This is a genomic window from Micromonospora sp. D93 (assembly GCF_018070365.1).
GTDB classification, from domain to species: domain Bacteria; phylum Actinomycetota; class Actinomycetes; order Mycobacteriales; family Micromonosporaceae; genus Micromonospora; species Micromonospora ureilytica.
Map to the genome: position 1 here is coordinate 206,116 of NZ_JAGPXW010000004.1, position 21,451 is coordinate 227,566.

Genomic DNA, 21,451 nt, shown 5'->3' on the forward strand with positions numbered 1-21,451 from the left:
GATCAGACGGCGTCCTCATGGGGCGCGCGGAACTCGAACGCGCGTTCGCTCACCTGGGCGACCGGCTTGTCCGCCGCGGAGTCGTCGCTGACATCTTCATCGTGGGTGGTGCCGCGATGGCGCTCGCCTACGACGCGAAACGGGTGACCAGGGACGTCGACGCGATGTTGGTCCACGCACGGAGTCGTCCTCGATGAGGCGCGTGCAGTGGCCGACGAACTGGGCCTACTGCCGGGGTGGCTCAACGAGCAGGCCAGCGTGTATGTATCCGGCAAGGACGACCCTGGCAAGCGACGAGTCTTCGACCACCCTGGCCTGCGCGTGATGGCCGCCTCTCCGGAGCACATCTTCGCGATGAAAGCGCTCGCGGCGCGAACCCGCGACGTGGACGACCTTCGCGCCCTGGCGGCGCTGGCCAAGGTAACGACGGTGGACGACGCTATACGTCTATGCAACGACTTTTACCCCGACGAAGCGATCTCGCCACGAGCAATGGGGGTCATCCGAGAGCTTTTCGGGTGAATCGGGCAGGGGTGACGATTAAGCTGAGTGTTCTCGGTCGCACTCGGCGCTGAATGTCACCGTCGAACCGCGACGGGTCCGACAATGGGCAGTGTTCGTGCCGATCCGCAAACTCCGCCGTCAGCGCAGCTCTAAGCCTCGTGGTCTAGGCCGTCCTCATCCTTCTTTGTGGCCGAGGACGCCCCCCTTTTCAGCCCCGCTGTTGTGTGAGGGTGAGTGTTTGTGTGGCCGCATGTGCCGTGCCTCCTCGCAATCGGTATGGGGTCGATTTGCGGCGTCGAGAAACTCCTTACGGACCGTAACGCTTGCGCGCGTACCCATATCATTGCGGTAGGGATCCCCGTCCCGTTGGGCGGGGATTTTTGCTGTGCGGGGCAGGACGCTCGTCGGGGCGGTGAGCGGGAAGACCGCCGTGTCAGTTTCGATGGTCCAGGCGTCGTGGTCGCACACGATGATCATGTTGTTGAGCCGGAGGTAGCCCGCGACGCTGTCTGGATCCTGGTCGCGCATCGCCGGTGGTGCCGTGTCAGGGCAGTGTGATCGGGAGCGGCACGTCCTGGTGGCCCCGCGCACAGGCGCAGTTGGACGGCTCGGGCAGCGCCGGAACCGCCTGGTAGAGCACCTCGCGTAGTCGCTCGACGTTCACGGCGAAGATGCGGAGCACCTCTGCGTGGCTGACCGCGTCGGCCGCGTCGACTCCGGCGTCGAGGTCGGTGACCAGGGCGATGGGGGTGTAGCACAGCTCCAGTTCACGGGCGAGGGTCGCTTCTGGGTGCCCGGTCATGTTGATCAGCTGCCAGCCCTGGCGGGCGTACCACTGGGACTCCGCCCGCGTGGAGAAGCGCGGTCCTTCCACGACCACCATCGTGGCGCCCACGACGGGTTCGACCCCGATTTCGCGGGCGGCGGCGGCGACGGTCGCGCGCCCGTTCGGGCAGTACGGGTCGGCGAACGACGTGTGGACCGCACCGTCGTCGTAGTAGGTGCTGGCTCGTCCGCTGGTCCGGTCGACCATCTGGTCGGGGAGGACGAGCGTCCCGGGGGCCAGTGCCGTGGTGAGTGATCCGACGGCGCAGGGTGCGAGGATCTGGCGCACCCCGAGCGCGCGCAGTGCCCAGAGGTTGGCCCGATAGTTGATGCGGTGCGGGGGGAACCGGTGGTCGGCGCCGTGCCGCGGCAGGAACGCCACCGTCCGGCCATCGACCTGGCCGACGGTGACCGCGTCGGAGGGGCGGCCGTACGGGGTGGAGACTTCGACCGCCGTGCCACCGGCCACCAGTTGATAGAGGCCACTGCCACCGATCACCCCCACGTCGGCCCGGGGCGGTTCCGTGTACCTGGTCAATGCTCGTGCCTTTCTGGAGACAGCGCCGGGACATCACCCGTTCAACGTGTCGATCCGGCGATCCGTCGCCAGCGGATCTGCCGTATCACGTACCAGACGCCGCTGACCAGGAACAGCGTGGCGGTGATGGCCAGCCATCGGGCCAGGTACGGATGCTGGTTCTGACCGGTGGCCGCGAGATAGGTTTCCCGGCCCTGCCGAAGGATGCCGGGGAGATACACCAGGAACAGCAGCCCGGTGGCGAGTGCCGGTACCCGGATGTGGTTCAGCGTCGAGGGCCGGCCCGGCATCGGGTGGTGTGCGGCGGGGCCATCCATCCCCCGGTTGCCGGAGCGCCCGAGCGCGCCGCGGAGCAACCGGTCGGCCGTCGCGTAGATCGGAAAGAGGACGAGGTCGTGGGCGATGGCCGCCCCGACGAACCAGAGCAGCATCCGGCCAGCCGTGGCCTCGTCGGCGATGCGGAGCGCGACCCAACCGGCGAGGGTGAAACAGGCGATCATGACGACCAGGTGCTGTGGGGACGATCCGTAGGCCGCTCGGAGTCGGGGGAGATGCCTACCCATCGGCGCCGGTCCGGAAGGTGATCTCGGTGACCCATTTCGTGCAGTGCACGCCGGGCAGGGCGGGGACGATCACCCGGGCGGGAAAGCCGTGGTCGGCCGAGAGGTCGACACCGTTGACCCGCAGCGCGAGCAGGGAGTCGGCGTCGAGGACCTGGTTGGCCTGGAGGATCGCCTGGTTGAACAACCCGGCCTTCTCCAGTGATCGCACCTGCGCCGACGCCGGATCGCCCACACCGACCAGGGCGGCGAGGTCACGCAGTCGTACGCCTGACCAGGTTTGTCGCGTCGACCACCCCTCCACACAGGCGATCGGCAGGCGGGCGGTGTGCTGGCCCATGGCGAGCAGGCGGGGGCGGTCGAGGGTGACGAGGCGATCGCCGCCCCGCACGGTCAACCGCCAGCGTTGCCCGGTCTCGTCCGGTTGGATGCCTGCCGCGACGGCGGTGCGGTTGATGGGGAAGCCGTTCGGTCCGGTGCCGGGCTGACGTCCGCGGGGCAGCAGCAGCGCGGTGCGACGCCAGCCACCGTCAAGGGTCTGCCCGATCGTGAGGGCGCCGAGCAGCAGGGACAGGCCACCGACCAGGGCGATCGCGCCGCGTCGGCTCATCGTCGGCGCGCCGGGTGCGGTTGCCACCAGGTCGTCCGGATCGGGTGGCTCGGGTCGGGTAACGGCCAGCGGGGTACGCAGCTCGGCCCGCAGCGGCTCGCTCTGCCCGGGTGGGTTGCGGTCCCGCAGGGCCGGCCGGGATCGGAGTGCGCTGACCATCCGGGGCAGCTTCAGCGTCACGTGTGCCACGAACGCCGCGATGAAGACCCAGGCTCCGAAGTAGTGCGCGGTGTAGAAGTCGAAGCCGAACAGGTACGCGTACTGGATGTTGAGCAGGCCGGTCGCGATCTCGAACAGGATGCCGCCGACCAGCAGCAGCAGGGACAACCGCTCGAGCACCTGGGCCAGGGAGCGGGCCGGTGGCCAGCTGAAGAGCTTCGGGATCACCGACCACAGCTTCGCCAGCACCACGGGGATCAGGATGATGCCGAGCGTCACGTGCAGCCCTTGGGTGACCCGGAACAGCCAGGTCGGCCGAGTCGGCCAGTCGAACGGCGGTAGCCGTAACCAGCCCACCTCGCGCGGGAGGGCCTGATCGAACTGCGGACCGTAGGCGGCGTAGTCGAGCAGCCCGGTGATGATCACCAGCGGCAGCCCGACGAGGAGCACAACACCGTAAACGGCGGTGAGCCACGGACCGCGCAGCGGGCTGCGCCAGCGATCCCCGGCCAGGCCGGGGACTGGTGGAGGGTGCCGTTCGAGGGCACGCCACCACCGCTGCGGGAAACCCGTCGGCCGGTCCGTCACACCCATACCCCGGGACGCTAGACGCCACAGGTGCCGGATCTGGTGCATTCCGGCGATACCGATCGCCTGGCAAGGCGGGTGAAGTGACCTCGCCGCGGCCGAGTGCGGTCTACGGTCACCGGGATGCGGGTACTGCTCACCGGCGCGGCCGGTTTCATCGGATCGCAGATCGCCGACCTGCTCGTCGCCGAGGGCCACGACCTGGTGGCGCTCGACGCGCTGCTGCCTCAGGCACACGGCGGGGAACTCCCCGAGTGGTCCCGCCGGCACGACCCGGTGGTCGGTGACGTGCGGCACGCCGCTCTGCTGGACCAGCTTCTGGCCGGCGTGGACGCGGTGTGTCACCAGGCGGCGATGGTGGGGCACGGGCTGAATCCGTCCGACGCACCCGACTACGTCCGCCACAACGACTACGCCACCGCGGTGCTGCTTGCCGCGATGCACCGGGCCGGTGTGACCCGGCTGGTGCTGGCCAGCTCGATGGTTGTCTACGGCGAAGGCCGGTACGTCTGCGCGACGCACGGCACCGTGCGGCCCGCCGCTCGCAGCGCCGCCGACCTGGCCGCCGGCCGGTACGAGCCAACCTGCCCAGACTGCGCGGGCACCCTCTCGCCCGCTCTGGTGCCCGAGGACGCGCTACTCGAGCCGAGAAGCACGTACGCGGCCACCAAGCTTGCCCAGGAACACCTCGCCGCCGCGTGGGCGCGGCAGACCGGCGGGAGCGTCTGGGCACTGCGCTACCACAACGTCTACGGTCCCCGGATGCCCCGGGACACCCCGTACGCGGGTGTGGCCTCGATTTTCCGGTCCGCGTTGGCGGCGGGTCTGCCGCCAACTGTGCTGGAGGACGGCCGGCAGCGCCGCGACTTCGTCCACGTCACCGACGTCGCCCGGGCCAACCTGCTGGCGTTGACCGCTTTGCCACCGCGGGGCCTCGTGCCGGTCAACATCTGCTCCGGTGAGCCGCACACCGTGGGTGAGCTGGCCGTCGGTCTCGCCGAGGCGATGGCCGGGCCGGCGCCGCTGATCGCCGGTGGCGGCCGGGCGGCCGACGTCCGACACGTGGTCGCCGACCCCCGGCGGGCGGCGAAGCTGCTCGGCTACACCGCCCGGGTCGGGTTCTCCGAGGGCGTAGCCGCCTTCGCCACCGATCCGCTCCGGGAACCAGCCGCCCTCACCGTCTGAGACCGCCGCCCTGCGGATCAGGAGACCGTCCACAGCAGGTGGCTGACCGCGAGGGCGGTGACCACCTGCCCGGCCAGCCAGAACCGTTGGGCGGGCGGTGGCAGGTGGGCGGCGGCCACCAGCAGCCAGACCACGAACGGTAGCCAGATCCGTTCCACCTCCGCCTTGCTCAGCCCGGACAGGTCAGCCGCGCCGACCGCCAGCACGGCGGCCAGTGGCAGCAGCACCGTGGGCCCGGCTTCCCGCAGGGCGATCATCCCGGCTCGGTCCGGCCCGCGCCATCGAATCGCAACGGTCCACGCAGGAGCGGCCGCCGCGAGCGCGGTCCGGCGCAGCGCGGTCCCGAGCACTGGGCCCACACAGAGCAGAAGCGCCGCGATGTTCGCCCACACCCAGTAGCCGTACGGGCGATCCGCCGCCCAGCCCTGGTGGTACCGCTGCACCACCAGGTGGTAGCCGTCCAGCCACCAGAAGCCGGCCAGCGTGAACGTGGCCACCACCGTGCCGGCCCCGGCCAGTGCCGCGAGCAGTACCGGCCACCGGTCCCGCAGGCGCAGCGCCACCACTGCCAGGACCAGGACGCCGACAAGTACGAAGCCGTACGACAGGTAGAGGGCGAAGCCGAGCAGCAGGCCCCCGACCGCGGCGGCGACCAGACCACGCACTGCCAGCAGGGCCAGCCCCGCCGCCACCACCCCGGTGAAGATGCCATCGGCTGAGACTCCCACCCAGATCGCGCCGGGCAGCAGTACCAGGAACGGCAGCACGTCACGGGCTGCTTCCTCCGCGCCGAGCGCCCGCAGCGTCACCGGCACCGACACGGTCACCGTCGCTCCCACCAGCACGCATGCCAGGGCGGCGGCGGTGGGACCGCCGAGGCCGATCCGGTCCAACCCGACGAAGACCAGCAGAGCCCCCGGTGGATGGCCGGCGGTGTGGGTGGACCACGAGTCCGGCTGGAAGTCGAGAATCCGTGCGCTGAAGCCGGCCAGCATGGCCGTGACGTCGGTGACCCGGGGCACCTCGTGCAGGTATTCAGCCTGCGGGGTGAGTCGTCGGGTGAAACCGGCCGACCAGCCGTCCACCAGCGCCAACGACATCGTCCATGCGACCGCCGCAAGGTAGCCCGCGACCAGCAGCTGTCCCCACCTGGCGATGCGGGACCACCGGACGCCCCAGCCGAGCACCCCGGCGGCGACCAGAAGCGCGGCCGGAGTGCCCCAGCCCAGGTGCGGACGCCAGCTGGCGTACAGCGGCGCGGCGTCGGCGTGCAGACCGACACCGCGCGCGTTGAGCAGCAGCCCCACCGCCACCGCGGCGGCGACCAACGCGACCTCGACGCCGAGCACCACCAGGTCGGCGTCGACGCGCCGGGCGGGCAGTTCCGGTCCCCGCCGCAGCGGCGCGAGCACTTTCATGACGACCGGACGGTACGGCCATCGCCGGCCCGGTGCCGCGGGAACGGGCAGGACATCACCGTTCGGTGGGGGAGTGACGCTGGCGAGGATGCTGATGGTCCGATTTCGCCTATCTCGGGCGGCTTGGCGTCCTAGCGTTTCCGGTATGCCATCACTGATCGACGTGGTACTGCCGTGCCTCGACGAAGCCGCGGCACTACCCGGCGTCCTGACCGCCCTGCCACCCGGCTACCGGGCGATCGTGGTGGACAACGGCTCCCGGGACGGCTCAGCGGAGGTCGCGGCCCGGCACGGCGCCCGGGTCGTCCACGAAGCGCGCCGCGGCTACGGCGCGGCCGTACACAGCGGGCTGGAGGCGGCCGAGACCGCACTTGTTTGTGTGCTCGACGCCGACGGCTCCTTCGATCCCACCGAACTCCCGGCTCTTGTCGCGCCGGTGGCCAGCGGGTCGGCCGATCTGGTGGTCGGTCGTCGTCGGCCCGTCGCCGCCGGCGTCTGGCCGTGGCATGCCCGAGCCGGCACCGCGCTTGTCGCGGCGCTGCTGCGGCACCGGGGCATACCGCTGCGCGACCTCAGCCCGATTCGGGTGGCCCGCCGCGACGCGCTGCTCGGCCTCGGAGTCACCGACCGCGCCTTCGGATACCCGTTGGAACTACTCATCCGCGCCGCCGCCGCGGGCTGGCGGATCCGGGAACTCGACGTGCGGTACTCGCACCGCGCCGCCGGCACCCGGTCGAAGGTCTCCGGCTCGGTACGCGGCACGCTCCGCGCGACCCGCGATTTCGCCGGGGTCCTGCGTACTGTGGAGCGGTCGCGGTGACCGTCCTGCTGGTGATGGCGAAGGCACCTGTGCCCGGGGCGGTGAAGACCCGTCTCTGCCCACCGGCCAGCCACCGTCAGGCGGCCCGGATCGCCGCCGCAGCACTGCTGGACAGTCTGGACACCGTACGCGCCACACCCGGCGTGACACCCGTCCTCGCCCTGCACGGTCGGCTGGCCGACGGCGAGGAAGCCGCCGAGCTGACCGCCGCGATCGCCGGCTGGCAGGTCCTCCCGCAGCGCGGCGCCGATCTCGGCAACCGTCTCGCCAACGCCCACGCCGACGTGGCTGACGCCTACCCCGGTCGACCGGTGCTCCAGATCGGCATGGACACGCCACAGCTGACGCCGGCGCACCTCGACGAGGCCGTCCACCGCCTCACAGTGAGCGACGCGGTGCTCGGCCCCGCCATCGACGGCGGGTGGTGGGCCCTGGGTCTGCACAACCCCCGGCACGCCGCCGTGCTGACGGCCGTGCCGATGTCCACCGCGCTGACCGGACACCACACCATCGAGGCCCTGCGCGTGCGGGGCTTGCGCGTCGATTCCCTACCCCTCCTTCGCGACGTCGACGAGTGGCCCGACGCGCTGGCGGTGGCCGCGTCGACTTCCCGTGATGCGTCAGCATGGTCGATCGACGTGATTGCCAACGGTCGTCCTGGGCGGGCCGCGGCAGTCATGCCCGGGCAGTCCGGGGGCGAAGACGCCGCCCATCCGGCGCGGCACGCCACCTGCAGCCGCTTCGCGCGCCAGGTCGCGGCGGTCCAGCGCAGCCTGACACCCGGGTTCCCAGGATGAGCCGTCGCCTACGGGCCAGACCGACCGAGGCATTCGGCAGCGCGTTACGGCACCGCACCGACGACCACTGGCTGGTACACGGCGACAACGGGTGGCGCAGCCGCCTACCGGTACGCCGGTGGCACGGTCCAGCCGAACCGGCGGTGGTCGCACTCGTCGCCCGGTGCACCGGCCCGACCCTCGACCTGGGCTGCGGTCCAGGCCGGCTCACACTGGCACTCACCCGGGCCGGACTGACAGCGGTCGGAGTCGACATCTCCGCGCACGCGGTCCGCCTGACCCGAGCCCGAGGCGCGATCGCCCTCCAGAGAGACGTCTTCGCCCCACTGCCCGCAGAAGGGCGATGGGCGCATGTGCTCCTGATAGACGGAAACATCGGCATCGGCGGTGACCCCGTCACCCTCCTCGGCCGGTGCCACGACCTGCTGCGCCCCGGCGGTACCGTGCTCGTCGAACTCGAACCACCGGGTCCCGGATTGTGGCGGGGTCAGGCCCAACTGGCCATCCAGGCCGCCTGCGGTAGTTCGCGCCTCGGGCCACCGTTTCGGTGGGCCCGGCTCGACACCACGGCGGTCACCGGGGTGGCCGCTGCCGCCGGGCTCACTGTCCGCGAGGTGTTCCGCCGCGATCGTCGCTGGTTCGGCGAGTTGGACACGGACAGCTCCGGCGTGGTCAACCCGACGAAGTAGGGTCGGTGAATGCCCACCCGGCCTGGCTACTGCCGTAGGAGCAGGGCGAGATCGAGGACCACGTGCCCGTTGAACACGCCTGTCGTCTGAGCCGCGCCGGTGAGCAGGTCGACCCGATAGAGCCGGGAGCCGGCGATGCCGTTGAGTACGGCGTAGGCGTTGTTCCCCACGGCGCGGTCTCCACTCAGTTGGCTGTGGATGTCGAAGCCTGCGTGGAGGGTCGCGTTGACCCCCAGTGCGCCGGTGGCGGCCAGTTGCCCGGAGTTGGCGGGGGATTGCAGGGCAACCTGGTCGAGGGTGGTGTCGATGTCGAACAGGGTGGTGGCGGTGGCGGGGTTGAGGTCGTTGTTGGTGTACGCCGCACCGGTGACACCGGCGGCGGCGGTGCTGGGCGGGTAGGTGAGAGAGCCGTCGACAACTGTCGTGCCGCCGGGGTTGATGTTGTGGCGCAGGTTCTGGCCGGTGTCGCTGATGATCCGGAGTCGGTCGGCGGCGGGGTTGAAGTCGACGCCGAACGACGTGCCGTTCAGTGCGACGGTCAGTTGGCTGACCTGTGTGGCCGCCGCGGTGCGCGTGTTCAGCGCGTAGACGCCGCCGGTGTTGCCGACGCCGTAGAGCTGGCCGTCCTGGACGCGAAAGTCGATGCCGATGAGCGCTTCGCTGCCGGGCAGGTCGACCGGGCCGATGGTGCAGGCCAGCGCGGGGCGGTTGGCGGCGAACTTGATCAGCTGCTGGCCGTCGGTGAGACCGATGGCGACGAGCCCGTTGCGGCCTCCGGCGTTGAGCAGGTCCCACAGCAGGGTGCAGGTCCCAGTGCCCAACGAGGGCAGGCCGTGCGCCGGGAGGCTCGTGGCTGTGCTGTGGCTTGGTCGGGCGGCGGTGACTGGCGTCGCGGTGATCCCGATGCTGGCGACCGTCATCATGGCGGCTACGAGCAGTCCTCGGCGAAGCGTACGGTGCATGAGAGGCACTTCCTTGATCAGGTGCACCGACGGACTCCTCGGCGGAATCCGACGCCGTTTCCGACGGCGGTGCAGGGAAGAATTCCCTGCTCAGAGCCTATGTAGAGGCGATCCGCAACATCTGTCGGGATTCGGCGTTTCCTTCAACTTTCGCACCTTCTGCACAACAATCCACCTGAGGCAATCAACCGCGCTGGACCATCTGATCGCGCTCATCGATCACCAGAGCCAGCGGGTGCTGACTGCGGGAAGGCTGGAATCGCCCGCAGCATTGCCAGCCCGTGACCTAGCCGAGGTCCGGCGGTGCGGGAGGAAGCGAGGCGATGTTGCCGTAGAAGCGGTGGATGTCGCTGATGACGCGCTCGAAGGTAGGAAGGTCGACGGGCTTGGTGACGTACGCGTTGGCGTGGGCGGAGTAGCTGGCCAGAACATCCGCGTCGCCGCCTGAGGTCGTGAACACCACGATGGGAATCGCCTTCAGCTGGTCGTCGGACTTGACCGCCGACAGGACCTCGCGCCCGTTCATCCGAGGCATGTTCAAGTCGAGGATGACCAGATCGGGGCGTGGCGCGTTTGTGTGGGCGCCGCTGCGGTTCAGGAATGCCATGGCTTCCTCGCCGTCGCCGACCTGGTGCAGCTCGGTGGGCAGACCACACACCGCGACAGCGTTTTCGATCAGTGCGACGTCGGCCGGGTCGTCCTCGACCAGCAGGATGCGCAGTGCGGCGGACCGGGTGCCGGTGGCATCGGCGGCAGTGTTCACGTGCACGAGCCTACGACCCTAGGCGGCCAGCCACGATGATTGATCAATCGTCCTCGTGGCTGGCCGTGTCGACCACGCGCCTGTGTAGTCCGGGTGCTGTCAGTAGGAGCAAACCCGGCCCTGGGGACTGGCCTCGTGACGGGCTGCGTGCCTCCTGCCGCGAACGTACGGCTGGACTTCGCAGTAGGTCGATCAGTAGGCGACGTCGGCCAGGTGCGCGCGTAGCTTGACGAGCGCGCGGGCCAGCAGCCGCGAGACGTGCATCTGCGAGACGCCGACCTGGTCGGCGATCTCGCTCTGGGTCTTGTTGCCGTAGAAGCGCAGGGTGAGGATCTTCTGCTCCCGCTCGTCGAGCGTGGCCAACGCGGGGCCGAGGGCCACACGCAGCTCTGCGTGGGCGAACTCGGCGTCTTCGCCGCCCAACATCTCGCCCAGTTCGGTGCCGCGTTCGCCGTCGCCAACAGGGGTGGACAGCGACACAGCGTTGTACGCGCGGGCGCCTTCGAGGCCTTCGAGGACTTCTTCCTCGGTGAGCTTGAGGTGCGCGGCGATGTCGGCGACCGTCGGCGAACGGCCCAGCGTTTGCAGCAATGCGTTGTTGGCGTCGGAAATGGCCAGGCGCATTTCCTGCAGACGGCGGGGCACGCGGATGTCCCAGGTGCGGTCCCGGAAGTGGCGCTTGAGTTCCCCGACGATGGTGGGGATCGCGTAGCCGGCGAAGTCCACCCCACGTGACGGGTCGAACTTGTCCACCGCCTTGATCAGGCCCATCGCCGCGGTCTGCGTCAGGTCCCCGGTGGGCTCGCCACGCCCCGTGTAGCGTCGGGCGAGGTGATTGGCCAGCGGCAGCCACGCCTCGATCGCGCGGTCCCGCAACGCGGCCCGTGACGGGTGACCGGCGGGCATCGCCGCCATCGCGAGGAGCAACGTCGTGGCGGTCGAGGCGTCCTCGGTGCGGGTGCTCGTCGGCGCGGGCCGGTCAGTGGTGATGGTCATGCTGGTTCCTCCGCATCGCACCGGCCGCGCTCCGCCTGTGCGGCGCCAACCGTCTGAGCAGAGGCTAGACGAAAGTGCACCAGAAGCCTAGCCGAAAGGTTGAGGTGTCACAGCTCAGTCGCTCGCTGTCCTCCCGGGCCAGGTCAGGCAACTCCCGACGACACCGGTGACAGATCACTCGCCGGCAGAGCCGATCGGCCGCTTCCACCAGCGGCGGCGGTGTGGTCACAATGACCCCATGCCGGAAGCTGATCATGCCGACGTGGCGTGGGTGCCGCACGTGCCGCTGCGTGAGGCGAAGGCCAGCTTTTCGGAACTCGTTGCCCGAGCAGACCTTCTGGGCGAGGTCACGGTGCTGACCAAGCACGGCCGGCCGGCGGCAGTGATCGCTCCCACTCACGTCGTCGACCATCAGGCGTTGTTGGCCGAGCTGTGGGCCCTGCTGGACCGGCTCAGCCCACCCGGGGAGGACCCGCACGTCGATGATGCCCGCTCACGACAGCGCTGCGACCGTCCGTTGTCCGCACCGTTGGTCACGCAGTCCGCAGTGGTGAACCAGGCGGGCCGGTGACCCAGTCGACGCAGGACCGTCCCCGTGTCCTCGATCCGGCCCGCATCTCCGCCGTGTACCGCACCGGGCTGCTGGACACCCGGCCGGAAGTGGCGTTCGACCGGCTGACGGGTCTGGCGGCCACGCTGCTGGGCACCCCATTCGCGTTCGTGACATTGGTCGACGAGACCCGATCTTTCTGGAAGAGCTGCATCGGCGTCAGCAGCACCGACCTCGCCGACCGGCAGAACACAGTGCAGCAGTCGTTCTGCCGATACGTCATCGAGGCCGACGCCGAACTGATCGTCGACGACGCCCGCGCGGATCCGCGGACTGCGGACAACCCTTCCATCGAGCTGATGGGAGTCGCCGCGTGGGCGGGCTTCCCGGTGCGCTCCCCGGACGGTCACGTGCTGGGCACGTTCTGCGCCGTCGACACCTCGACACGGCACTGGACTCCCCACGACATCGAGGTCCTCAAGACGCTCGCGCTGGCGGCAGCCGGCGAGATCGCACTGCGAGAGGCCGTCGAGGACGCGGAGACGGCGGCCATCCACGCGCAGGCCGCGACGACCCGGGCCAACGAAGCGACAGCCGACGCGCGGGCCGCCGCCGACCAGGCGCAACAACTGGCCGACACGCTGCAGGAAAGTCTGCTGCCCCCACACCTGCCACAGGTGCCCGGCGTCGAGATCGCCGTCCGCTACCGGCGCGGCGCCGGCGGCACCGCCGAAGTCCTCGGTGACTTCTACGACGTCTTCCCATCGGCGCGCGACACCTGGGCCGTCGTCGTGGGCGACGTGTGCGGCAAGGGTCCGCAAGCGGCCAAGACCACCGCACTGGCCCGCTACACCCTGCGCGCGACAGCGGGTCGCTTCATCACCCCGAGCCGCAACCTCGCCACCCTCAACACCACACTGCGTGCCTGGCAAACCAAGGATCCTCGTTTCCTCACCGCCGCCTATGCCACCCTCCGCCTGCACCCCGAGGGCATCAGCGCCCAGATCAGCTGCGCGGGCCACGACCCCGCCCTAATCCGCCGCGCCGACGGCCGCGTGGAACCCTTCGGCCATCACGGCGTGGCCATCGGGCTCATCGACCACCCCGTCCTACGGGACAAGCGCACCGTGTTGCGCCCCGGCGACAGCCTCGTCCTTTACACCGACGGTGTCACCGAAGGCCGCCGCGCGGACAGCCGTGACCTGTTCGGTGTCGAGCGACTGCACGAAGTCCTCGCTGACAACAAGGCGACCTCCGCCGGTCGGCTCGTCGACGCCGTCGACAACGCCGTCAGCACCTTCACCGCCGGTCACGTTCACGACGACACCGTCATCCTCGTCATCCACCTACCCGCCACCAGATAGGAGCTCCGTACCCCAGCCGCTCGGACGCTGAAGCGCCTACTGCCACGACGGATACCGACTGTGGTCGCTTACCAGGCCGGCCGCTGCCACCTCCGCGCCGGACATCGCCGGTAAGGGCATCGCCAACCCGATCGGCCAGATCTGGTGCGGTTCGATGATGCTGGAGCACCTCGGTCACCCCGAGGCGGCAGCGCACCTGCTCGGTGCCGTCGAGGACGTCCTGGCCTACGGTCCGAGGGAAGCCCCGCTCACCCCCGACCTGCACGGCACCGGCACGACGGCGGAACTGGCCAACGCAATTGCCGAGCGCGTGCGCGAGTCCTGATCGTCTACTCCGGTTGTACGGGAGTGGGTGTGATGGTGTCCCTGCGATGCGTCGGCGGTGGCCTGTAGCTCGCCGCCGCTGCGCCGGGCGGCGGCGACCTTCAGCCGCGGCGGGTGAGTTCGCTGACCAGCACGAGCCCGAGCCCTCGGGAAGCTCATGCGGTCCGAATGTTGGGCAGCGTCTTCCACGGCTACGTCAGTTTGGAGCTGGCCGGTGGTTTCGAACACGCGGCGTAGTTACCAATGCGGTCGAGTAGGTGGTTATCGCGGACGTGGAGGGTCTTCGGTCGCTTCAATGAGGTGGCTTCGGGTGCCCACCAGGTGTCCTTGCGGGGATGGGGCCGACGCAACCCTCTGGCGGGCGGCTCGTTGGTGCGGCAAGGGGCGGACGGAGGCGGATTATGGCGGCGGGGCGGGGTGCCGAGCTGCTGCGTCCCGCCACGAGTTCGGGCCGGGCGACGTTCCTGGAGCTCTTCTTTGATTTGGCGTTAGTTGTGGCGCTTACCCGGGTGTCGCAGCGGTTCGCCGACTTGGGTGATGACACGGGCTGGGTGCTGCTCGGGGGGGTTGGTCGTACCCTGTTGCTGTTCTTGGCACTGTGGTTGATTTGGTCGCATACCAGCTGGATCACCAGTCGGTATGAACCCGAGCAGCCGATCATCCAGGCCGTCGTGGTCGGCACCATGTTCGCCGGCCTGATCATGGCGGTGACGCTGCCGCGCGCCATGGAGGAGCGTGCGTTGCCGTTCGCTGTGGCGTACCTGATGGTGATGGTGGTGCGGCCGCTGGTGATCGCCGCCGCGCTGCGTGGCCACCCACGACGGCTGGTGCCGTTCCGGCTTGCCGTGTGGGCTTCGGCGAGCGCGCCTCTGTGGCTGGCCGGCGCGTTGGGTCCGGACCGACTGCGTCTGCCGTTGTGGGCTGCCGCCCTCGCCGTCGACTATCTCGCCTGGGGTCTGGGCTGGCCGCTGCCGTGGCTCGGGGTCTCGAAGGTGTCCCACTGGCGGATCGCGGGGACTCACCTGGCCGACCGTTACCAGCAGGTGGTTCTCATCGCCCTCGGTGAGTCGATTCTGATCATCGGCGTGGTTTTCAGCGGCGCGGACTATTCCGCCGAGCGGGCAGCGGCCTTCGCTGTCGCGTTCGCCACCAGCGCGCTGCTCTGGCGAATCTACTTCTACCGCGCGGGTCTGCTGCTGAGCGATGCGTTGGCTCGGGCGGCGATGCCTGGGCGGTTGGGTACGGCGTCGGAACGGACGCATTTGCTGATCGTGCTCAGCGTGCTCGTTACTGCGGTCGGCTACGAGTTGGTGATCGATGATCCGTTCGGGCAGCCGCGGCCCAGTTGGCTTCTGTTCGTGGTGGGCGGTCCGGTGTTGTTTCTTGTCGCTCGCATACGGCTGGACTATGAGATCTTCGGTCGGCTTTCCTGGTCCCGGGTGATCGGCTTGGTGGTCCTGGTGCTGTTCACGCCGCTGTTGGCGCGGTGGGCGCCGATGGTCGGGCTGAGTGTGGTGGCCGCCGTGTTGGCCCTGGTCGCGCTCCTCGACGCGTTGCGCAGCCGGGGACGGCCGCTGGAGGTCCCGTCCTCGCCGGTCGGGCAGGCGACATCCGGCGATCCCGACGCGGAAGCCTGACCGCACGCGGCCACGCCGGACTAGCCCGCGGATTCGGTCGGCTGGCGCTCGGCAGTGATCCGGAGAAGTCCTTCGACGCCGCGGAGGAAGGTCTCGGACACCAACGCGGGGTCGAAGAGGCATCCGGCTGCCATGGCGCCGTCGCGGAGCATGACGAAGTGACGCGCGGCGGACTCTGCCGTCTCCTCCTGGACCTGCGCCATCAGCGTGGTGAGCGTGTCCAGGAACCATTGCCGGTGGGCGATGATCTCCTGACGCACGGGATGTTCCGTGTCGGGATACTCCGCCGCAGCGTTCAGAAACGCGCATCCTCGGAACCCCGGGGACTGGATGCTCTCCGCGATGGAGTTGGCAATGGCCAGGAGTGGGGCGACCGGCCGTGAGGTGGTGGTGATGACCGTGTCGACCGCGCCGCGATCCATCTCATGGACTTCACGCAGGTAGGCGAGGATGAGATCGTCCTTGCTGGGGAAGTGCCGGTAGAAGGTGGCCCGGGTCACCTTCGCCTCGGCGATGATCCGATCTACGCCGACGGAATGGATGCCCTCCGAGTAGAAGATCCTGGTTGCCGCGGTGAGGAGCCGGTGGCGCGCCTCGGAGGGCCGGGCACCGGGTGCGGTGGGCGTCATATCGCCATCATAGCGGATAGAACGTTCGGTCTTGACGATGCAGGTTGCGCCTGTCATGCTGGACAAGACAGAACGATCGGTCTCTCTAACCCCTCCGCTGAAAGGGTCACCCGTGACCACCATTGCTGCTTCCCCCGGTATTTCCCAGACCGCTTCCGCGCTGCGGCGGCTGTACTTCGTCCGCTTCGCGTTCGCCATCGTCTGGGCTGGCGTGACGATCGCCACCGCCAAGGAGATCGGTCCGCTCGCGGTGGCGCTGTTCGTGCTCTACCCGTTGTTCGACGTGGGCGCCGCCATCTACGACCTTCGTTCGTCGCGGACCACCGGCTCGCCGACCCTGCTCTATGTCAACGTCGCGGTGAGCCTGATCACCGCGGTCGGAGTGGGTGTCGCCGGGGCGTCCGGTGTTCCCGCTGTCCTGCGGGTGTGGGGCGCCTGGGCGATCGTCGCCGGTCTGGTCCAGTTGATCGTCGGTGTCACCCGTCGGAAGATGGGCGGGCAGTGGCCGATGATCATCAGTGGCGGCATCTCGGTTCTGGCTGGTGGGTCCTTCATCGCCGGAGCCTCCGCGGACAACCCGTCGCTGACCAACGCGGCTGGCTACGCCATTCCTGGTGCCATCTTCTTCCTCATCGCCGCCATCCGCCTCGGCCGCGCCGCGAAGGGCAACTGACATGACCACCATCGAGTACGACGTCGTCGTGATCGGTGCCGGTCCGGTTGGGGAGAACGTTGCCGACCGGGTCGTGCGAGGTGGGCTGACCGCCGCCATTGTCGAGCGGGAGTTGGTCGGTGGTGAGTGCTCATACTGGGCTTGTATGCCGACCAAGGCGTTGCTGCGCAGCGCGTCCGCGTTGCGGGCGGCTCGCCAGCTGCCGGGCGCGCGTGAGGCAGTGACGGGCGACCTGGACGCGGCTGCGGTGCTGGGCCGGCGGGACTCCTTCGCGTCGCACTGGCAGGACGACGGGCAGGTTTCGTGGTTGGAGTCGGCTGGCATCGCGCTGCACCGCGGTCAGGGGCGGATCAGTTCCGCCCGGGTCGTCGAGGTGACCGGCGTCGACGGCGTCACGACGAGGCTGACCGCGCGGCACGCGGTGGTCGTCGCTACCGGAAGCAGCGCTCTGTTGCCGGATATCCCGGGGCTGCGGGAGGCGGTGCCGTGGTCCAGCCGCGAGGCGGCTTCGGCCAGTTCGGTTCCCCGTCGGCTCGCGATCATCGGTGGTGGCGTGGTGGCGGCCGAGATGGCGACCGCGTTCGCCTCTCTGGGGTCGTCGGTGACGGTGCTGGCCCGCGATGGCCTGCTGCCCTCGGCCGAGCCGTTCGCCGGTGAACTGGTCACCGAATCATTGCGCGAGGCAGGTGTGTCGGTACGCCCCGGTGCGGAGGCCGTCTCGGTCAAGCGTGACGCCAGCGGAGTCGTCCACATCGGCACCGCCTCCGCCGAGCGGATCGAAGCTGACGAGGTGCTGGTGGCGGTCGGTCGTACACCGAACACCCAGGACATCGGCCTCGACCGGGTTGGGCTGGTGCCGGGTGCCTGGCTGGCGGTCGACGACACCTTGCGCGTCGTCGGCGGCGGGGAGTGGCTGTACGCCGCCGGCGATGTGAACCGGCGGGTGCTGTTGACCCATCAGGGCAAATACCAGGCGCGGGCGGTGGGCGACGTGATCGTGGCCCGGGCGAAGGGCGAGAAGGTCGAGGACGGCAGGTGGGGCCGGCACGTGGCGACGGCCGACGAACGTGCGGTGCCGCAGGTGGTCTTCACCGACCCGGAGATTGCGTCGGTCGGGCTGACCGCGACTGCGGCCGAGGCAACTGGGCTACGGGTCCGGGTCGTGGACTACGACCTCGGGGCAGTCGCCGGAGCTTCCCTGCACGGCGATGGCTACAAGGGACACGCCCGCATGGTCGTCGACGAGGACCGAAAGGTAATCATCGGCTTCACCCTCGCCGGCCCGGACGTCGCGGAGCTCATCCATGCCGCAACGATCGCCATCGTCGGCGAGGTCCCGCTGGACCGGCTGTGGCACGCGGTTCCGGCCTACCCGACTGTCAGCGAGGTGTGGCTGCGGCTGTTGGAGACCTACGGCCGCTGACGTGAACCGAGCGCTCGTCCCAGCGCTGTTCGCGCCGGGACGAGACTCGCCGTCCACTACCGTGCATTTCCAATTCAGGTCCGCGGCGTTTGTTTCGTCCTAAATGGACCGAGCATTCTTTTCACTTCGAGGAGAGCCCCTTGCCTACCAAGATCACTATTGTCATCGACAACCCTGCGAGCCCCGACGACTTCGAGCGGGCCTACGCGGACGTGAAGGCTGCCGCAGCGAAGTTCCCGAAGCTGCGGCGACTCGAGTCTGCGAAAGTGTGGCCGAAGGAGGATGGCACCGCTACCCCTGCGTACCGGACGCTCGACCTCTACTTCGACAGCTACGAGGACGCCTCCGCAGCGGTCGCGACAACCGGTGCCGCTGATGTCTTCGGCACCCTCGTGGGGACGCAGGTCACGTTCAAGGGGCTTTTCTCGGACATCGAGCAGGCTTGAGGATTGCAAGCTCCCCGGGCGTAGGCAGAAACGATGTCTACACCCGGGGTCCCTCAGCTTCAGCGGGCTTGTCCATGCCCAGAATCGCCAGGTTGTTGAACCATCGTCGTTGCCACACCCTCAGCTGATCAGTGAAATCCGCGCGGCAGTGCCGCTGCCGGCGAGTCCCGGGTCTGCCGGCGGGTGCCGGCGGTGAGGCCGACAGTCGGCGGGCCGGAGCTGCTCAAACGCCGTCGGGAGGAAGGCGGAAAGCAAGTTTCGTTGAACACGATCAGTCTCCCCCCGGGCGGTCGGGGAGGGGAGGGGCTAGCGATCCGTTGCTGCTTCGCCTGGCCATTCGGGGACCGCTTCCGCCCTGCGGCGGCTGTATTGCGTCCGCTTCGTGTTCGCCGTCGTCTGGGCGCTCATCCATCGTGGCCGGCTTGGTTCAGCTCATGGTGAGTGTCACCCGTCGCAAGATGGGCGGCCATCTGCCAGTGATCATCAGCGGCGGCCTCTCGGTGCTGGTGGGTGCGGCACTCATCTCGCTTGCCGGCGCCGACAACCCGACGCTGGCCAAGAATCTGCAGGCCATCGACGCGTACCTGGACGCCGTCGCCCAGAGGTAGCTCACCTACGTCGTCGCTGCAGCGGCCCTCGTGGCTGCGTCCCCAGCAGGCGGCGAATACGTACAGCACCGATGCGCCAGGAGATGTCGGACCTCGCCGAGCGTGCCCACCTGCCTAACGCGCCTGCGTCACCGCCGCCGGCCCACGGTCCGACGGGGACCGGCTTGACCAGTCGTTCATCTCCTTGATCACCGTGTCGGTGATCCAGCGCATGTAACGACAACTCCACCTCGTCGACCCCCGACGGCCGGCGCTGCCGCTTGCGGGCCATCTGAGGCTCGAACGTCCCGGTCCGATCTCGCGGCACGTCGACTGGGAGTCACGACCTGATCTCGTTCCCGTCCAGCAACGCGAGGGCGCCGGCGGTCGCGTTGTCGGCGGAGGACTGCCGTCCAGTGGCTCGCGCGATGACAAACGCGCCCTCGACGACGGCCAGGAGAGCGGCGGCGGTCTTCGCCGGATCCAGCTTCGGCGATAGAGAGCCGTCGACCTGAGCTTCTCGAACAACGTTCTCGAGAAGGTCGCCCAGTTCGGTGAACGCGGCACCGAGTGCCTCCCGCAAGCCGGCTTCGGCAAGAACCCCTGCGTCGTATGCGAAACCGCCGATCTGGCATCCGCCGAGCGCGTCGCCGGCCGACGCGAGGAATACGGCAAGACGCTCCCGGCCCGTCGGCAGGCCTTCCATCGCGGCGCGCACGGACGCGAGGAGATCCCGCCCGTTCTCCCGAACCACCTCTTGACCGAGGTCGGGCTTCGTCGGGAAGTGGTGATAGAAGCTGCCCTGCCCGACACCGGAGTCGGCCATCACCTGCTTCGGGCTCGTCGTCGAGTATCCGTGATGCCAGAAGAGCCTCTTGGCCGAGTCGATGATCAGCCGCCTGTTGTCCATGACACAAGACTACCAAGCTCCATACCTGGAGGTAGGGTTGCTGCCATACCTAGAGGTATGTATGGTTCTTCCCGACCGACGTTCACCGAAGGGAGCACCACCATGACCGCCACACCGTTCGTCCCCGTCGTGCAGTACAAGACCGAGGACCTCGACGGGTTCCGGATGTTCTACCGAGAGGCCGGCCCGGCCGATGGCCCGGTCGTCCTGCTCCTGCACGGCTTCCCGACCTCCTCCCACATGTTCCGCAACCTGATCCCGTTCCTCGCGGATCGGTTCCGCGTCATCGCGCCGGACCTGCCCGGCTACGGAAACAGCGCCGCACCCGATCGCGCAGAGTTCTCCTACACCTTCGACAACGCGGCGAAGTACGTGCAGAAGCTGCTGACGAAGCTCGGAGTGACCAGGTACGCCGTCAACGTCTTCGACTACGGCGCACCAACCGCCTGGCGCCTCGCCCTCGCGAACCCCGACGCGATCACGGCGCTCATCGTGCAGAACGGCAACGCCTACGACGAGGGCCTGGACAACGACTTCTGGGTGCCGATCAAGCGCTACTGGGCCGACAACAACCCGGAGAACCGGGATGCCCTCCGCGGCCTGGTCACCCTGGACGCCACGAAATTCCAGTACACCGACGGGATGGCCCACGCCTCGCGTATCTCACCCGACAACTGGATCGTCGACCAGGCCCTGCTCGACCGGCCCGGCAACGACGAGATCCAGCTCGACTACTTCCTCGACTACGGCACGAACCCGGCGCTCTACCCGCCGGTGCAGGAGTGGTTGCGCAACACGCAGCCGCCCACCCTCATCGTGTGGGGTGCGAATGATGTGATCTTCCCCGCCGAGGGCGCGCACCCCTACAAGCGAGACCTGAAGGACGTCGAATTCCACCTCTTCGACAGCGGGCACTTCCCGCTCGAGGACCGCGCCGACGAGGTCTTTCCGCTCATCCACGACTTCCTGACCCGCAAGCTTGGCTGACCAATCTGGTCGTGCCGGACGCCCTGGCAGGTATAACCGTGCAGACACACGACGCCGAGCGAGTTCGGCCTCTGGATCGATGACATCGCCCTCTCCAGTAAGCGGCTCGGCTGCTGACTGGAGAGGGCGATGCCGGTTCAGATCACCGTCGAGGGTGTGTGCGCCGTACCGTTCGGGGTCAGCTCGCAGGTTGCCATGGTCGCCTCCACGGTTGGCGCGCCGGCCGTCCACGCGACCCGGAACGTCCCGACGAACAGCATGCTCACGACCGCCGCCGCGGCACTGGTGTGCCAACCGCCGGGCAGCGACAGCGGCGACCGGGGTGCGTCGTCGGCGGGCCAACGGCGGAGGGCCGCGTGGGTCGCGAAGATGAGCAGCCAGGTCGTGGCGGTGCCGAACAACGCGATGCCGAGCAGCTTCGCGAACGGGTCGTCGGGCGAGACGAGGGACACCGTCCGTGCCCGCTTGCCATGACTCTGGATGAGGGATGCGACTTCGTGCTGATCG

26 protein-coding genes and 1 pseudogene are annotated in these 21,451 nt (G+C 69.0%); 15 read left to right on the top strand and 12 right to left on the bottom strand.

What is annotated here, in order from left to right; genetic code table 11:
- Positions 1-2: 2 nt before the first annotated feature.
- A complete protein-coding gene (locus KBX71_RS06850) occupies positions 3-176 on the bottom strand; it encodes a hypothetical protein (protein WP_210817161.1) in 174 nt (57 codons plus the stop codon).
- A 31-nt stretch (positions 177-207) separates the two neighbouring features.
- On the opposite strand from KBX71_RS06850, the gene KBX71_RS06855 reads away from it, so the two are divergent.
- Positions 208-522: a hypothetical protein gene (locus tag KBX71_RS06855; protein ID WP_210817162.1), complete on the top strand. Its 315-nt coding sequence runs from the start codon at positions 208-210 to the stop codon at positions 520-522.
- A 526-nt stretch (positions 523-1,048) separates the two neighbouring features.
- Here the strand turns inward: KBX71_RS06855 and KBX71_RS06860 are convergent.
- Genes KBX71_RS06860 through KBX71_RS06870 form a run of 3 tightly spaced genes read right to left on the bottom strand, consistent with a single transcriptional unit; the run spans position 1,049 to position 3,790 of the window.
- Positions 1,049-1,867, bottom strand: a complete 819-nt coding sequence (locus KBX71_RS06860) for an S-methyl-5'-thioadenosine phosphorylase (RefSeq protein WP_247683042.1) — start codon at positions 1,865-1,867, stop codon at positions 1,049-1,051.
- Between the two features lie 41 nt (positions 1,868-1,908).
- A complete protein-coding gene (locus KBX71_RS06865; RefSeq protein ID WP_210817163.1) occupies positions 1,909-2,430 on the bottom strand; it encodes a hypothetical protein in 522 nt (173 codons plus the stop codon).
- The gene (locus KBX71_RS06870; protein ID WP_210817164.1) at positions 2,423-3,790 is read right to left on the bottom strand and encodes a molybdopterin-dependent oxidoreductase; all 1,368 of its coding nucleotides are present in this window, start codon (positions 3,788-3,790) and stop codon (positions 2,423-2,425) included. The genes KBX71_RS06865 and KBX71_RS06870 overlap by 8 nt, the downstream gene beginning before the upstream one ends.
- A 117-nt stretch (positions 3,791-3,907) precedes the next feature.
- On the opposite strand from KBX71_RS06870, the gene KBX71_RS06875 reads away from it, so the two are divergent.
- Positions 3,908-4,969: an NAD-dependent epimerase/dehydratase family protein gene (locus KBX71_RS06875; RefSeq protein ID WP_210817165.1), complete on the top strand. Its 1,062-nt coding sequence runs from the start codon at positions 3,908-3,910 to the stop codon at positions 4,967-4,969.
- A 17-nt stretch (positions 4,970-4,986) separates the two neighbouring features.
- Here KBX71_RS06875 and KBX71_RS06880 read toward each other — a convergent pair whose 3' ends face one another.
- Positions 4,987-6,387 (bottom strand): hypothetical protein, encoded by a 1,401-nt coding sequence (locus KBX71_RS06880; protein WP_210817166.1) that lies wholly within the window; start codon positions 6,385-6,387, stop codon positions 4,987-4,989.
- Positions 6,388-6,532: 145 nt separating this feature from the next.
- On the opposite strand from KBX71_RS06880, the gene KBX71_RS06885 reads away from it, so the two are divergent.
- From KBX71_RS06885 to KBX71_RS06895, 3 genes are read left to right on the top strand one after another with little or no spacing between them, the layout of a single operon-like run.
- A complete protein-coding gene (locus tag KBX71_RS06885; RefSeq protein ID WP_210817167.1) occupies positions 6,533-7,207 on the top strand; it encodes a glycosyltransferase family 2 protein in 675 nt (224 codons plus the stop codon).
- A complete protein-coding gene (locus KBX71_RS06890; protein ID WP_210817168.1) occupies positions 7,204-8,004 on the top strand; it encodes a TIGR04282 family arsenosugar biosynthesis glycosyltransferase in 801 nt (266 codons plus the stop codon). Before KBX71_RS06885 ends, KBX71_RS06890 begins: the two co-directional genes overlap by 4 nt.
- Positions 8,001-8,693: a bifunctional 2-polyprenyl-6-hydroxyphenol methylase/3-demethylubiquinol 3-O-methyltransferase UbiG gene (locus KBX71_RS06895; RefSeq protein ID WP_210817169.1), complete on the top strand. Its 693-nt coding sequence runs from the start codon at positions 8,001-8,003 to the stop codon at positions 8,691-8,693. The genes KBX71_RS06890 and KBX71_RS06895 overlap by 4 nt, the downstream gene beginning before the upstream one ends.
- 26 nt (positions 8,694-8,719) lie before the next feature.
- Here KBX71_RS06895 and KBX71_RS06900 read toward each other — a convergent pair whose 3' ends face one another.
- From KBX71_RS06900 to KBX71_RS06910, 3 genes are all read right to left on the bottom strand, one after another.
- Positions 8,720-9,655: a DUF4394 domain-containing protein gene (locus tag KBX71_RS06900; protein WP_210817170.1), complete on the bottom strand. Its 936-nt coding sequence runs from the start codon at positions 9,653-9,655 to the stop codon at positions 8,720-8,722.
- A 286-nt stretch (positions 9,656-9,941) separates the two neighbouring features.
- Complete coding sequence (locus KBX71_RS06905; RefSeq protein ID WP_210817171.1) at positions 9,942-10,418, bottom strand: response regulator; 477 nt, start codon at positions 10,416-10,418, stop codon at positions 9,942-9,944.
- 192 nt (positions 10,419-10,610) lie between these two features.
- Positions 10,611-11,414, bottom strand: a complete 804-nt coding sequence (locus KBX71_RS06910; protein ID WP_210817172.1) for a SigB/SigF/SigG family RNA polymerase sigma factor — start codon at positions 11,412-11,414, stop codon at positions 10,611-10,613.
- Between the two features lie 238 nt (positions 11,415-11,652).
- On the opposite strand from KBX71_RS06910, the gene KBX71_RS06915 reads away from it, so the two are divergent.
- The 5 genes from KBX71_RS06915 (at position 11,653) to KBX71_RS06930 (ending at position 15,289) form a co-directional block, all read left to right on the top strand.
- Positions 11,653-11,985 carry a type II toxin-antitoxin system Phd/YefM family antitoxin gene (locus tag KBX71_RS06915; RefSeq protein WP_210817173.1) on the top strand — a complete coding sequence of 111 codons (333 nt, stop codon included), beginning with the start codon at positions 11,653-11,655 and terminating at the stop codon, positions 11,983-11,985.
- Positions 11,982-13,328 (top strand): PP2C family protein-serine/threonine phosphatase, encoded by a 1,347-nt coding sequence (locus KBX71_RS06920; RefSeq protein ID WP_210817174.1) that lies wholly within the window; start codon positions 11,982-11,984, stop codon positions 13,326-13,328. Before KBX71_RS06915 ends, KBX71_RS06920 begins: the two co-directional genes overlap by 4 nt.
- A 58-nt stretch (positions 13,329-13,386) precedes the next feature.
- Positions 13,387-13,653 carry an isocitrate/isopropylmalate family dehydrogenase gene (locus KBX71_RS06925; protein ID WP_210817304.1) on the top strand — a complete coding sequence of 89 codons (267 nt, stop codon included), beginning with the start codon at positions 13,387-13,389 and terminating at the stop codon, positions 13,651-13,653.
- A 113-nt stretch (positions 13,654-13,766) separates the two neighbouring features.
- Complete coding sequence (locus tag KBX71_RS34760) at positions 13,767-13,889, top strand: TetR-like C-terminal domain-containing protein (RefSeq protein WP_374102585.1); 123 nt, start codon at positions 13,767-13,769, stop codon at positions 13,887-13,889.
- Positions 13,890-14,053: 164 nt separating this feature from the next.
- Positions 14,054-15,289: a low temperature requirement protein A gene (locus tag KBX71_RS06930; protein ID WP_210817175.1), complete on the top strand. Its 1,236-nt coding sequence runs from the start codon at positions 14,054-14,056 to the stop codon at positions 15,287-15,289.
- 20 nt (positions 15,290-15,309) lie between these two features.
- Here the strand turns inward: KBX71_RS06930 and KBX71_RS06935 are convergent, their stop codons facing one another.
- Positions 15,310-15,975, bottom strand: coding sequence for a TetR/AcrR family transcriptional regulator (locus KBX71_RS06935; protein WP_247683089.1), 666 nt, complete (start codon positions 15,973-15,975; stop codon positions 15,310-15,312).
- A gap of 55 nt (positions 15,976-16,030) precedes the next feature.
- Between KBX71_RS06935 and KBX71_RS06940 the strand changes: the two genes are divergently transcribed.
- From KBX71_RS06940 to KBX71_RS06955, 4 genes are all read left to right on the top strand, one after another.
- Positions 16,031-16,591, top strand: a complete 561-nt coding sequence (locus tag KBX71_RS06940; protein ID WP_210817176.1) for a hypothetical protein — start codon at positions 16,031-16,033, stop codon at positions 16,589-16,591.
- A 1-nt stretch (position 16,592) separates the two neighbouring features.
- Positions 16,593-18,014 carry an NAD(P)/FAD-dependent oxidoreductase gene (locus KBX71_RS06945; RefSeq protein ID WP_210817177.1) on the top strand — a complete coding sequence of 474 codons (1,422 nt, stop codon included), beginning with the start codon at positions 16,593-16,595 and terminating at the stop codon, positions 18,012-18,014.
- 140 nt (positions 18,015-18,154) lie between these two features.
- Positions 18,155-18,460 carry a hypothetical protein gene (locus KBX71_RS06950; RefSeq protein WP_210817178.1) on the top strand — a complete coding sequence of 102 codons (306 nt, stop codon included), beginning with the start codon at positions 18,155-18,157 and terminating at the stop codon, positions 18,458-18,460.
- Between the two features lie 422 nt (positions 18,461-18,882).
- Complete coding sequence (locus KBX71_RS06955) at positions 18,883-19,068, top strand: hypothetical protein (RefSeq protein WP_247683044.1); 186 nt, start codon at positions 18,883-18,885, stop codon at positions 19,066-19,068.
- Positions 19,069-19,276: 208 nt separating this feature from the next.
- Here KBX71_RS06955 and KBX71_RS34765 read toward each other — a convergent pair.
- A pseudogene (locus KBX71_RS34765) lies at positions 19,277-19,381 on the bottom strand (transposase); the annotation flags it as partial.
- A gap of 6 nt (positions 19,382-19,387) precedes the next feature.
- On the bottom strand, positions 19,388-19,957 hold the full coding sequence (locus KBX71_RS06960; protein WP_210817179.1) for a TetR/AcrR family transcriptional regulator: 570 nt from the start codon (positions 19,955-19,957) through the stop codon (positions 19,388-19,390).
- Between the two features lie 102 nt (positions 19,958-20,059).
- On the opposite strand from KBX71_RS06960, the gene KBX71_RS06965 reads away from it, so the two are divergent.
- Complete coding sequence (locus KBX71_RS06965) at positions 20,060-20,944, top strand: alpha/beta fold hydrolase (RefSeq protein ID WP_210817180.1); 885 nt, start codon at positions 20,060-20,062, stop codon at positions 20,942-20,944.
- A gap of 137 nt (positions 20,945-21,081) precedes the next feature.
- Here the strand turns inward: KBX71_RS06965 and KBX71_RS06970 are convergent, their stop codons facing one another.
- Complete coding sequence (locus KBX71_RS06970) at positions 21,082-21,396, bottom strand: hypothetical protein (protein WP_210817181.1); 315 nt, start codon at positions 21,394-21,396, stop codon at positions 21,082-21,084.
- Between the last annotated feature and the right edge of the window lie 55 nt (positions 21,397-21,451).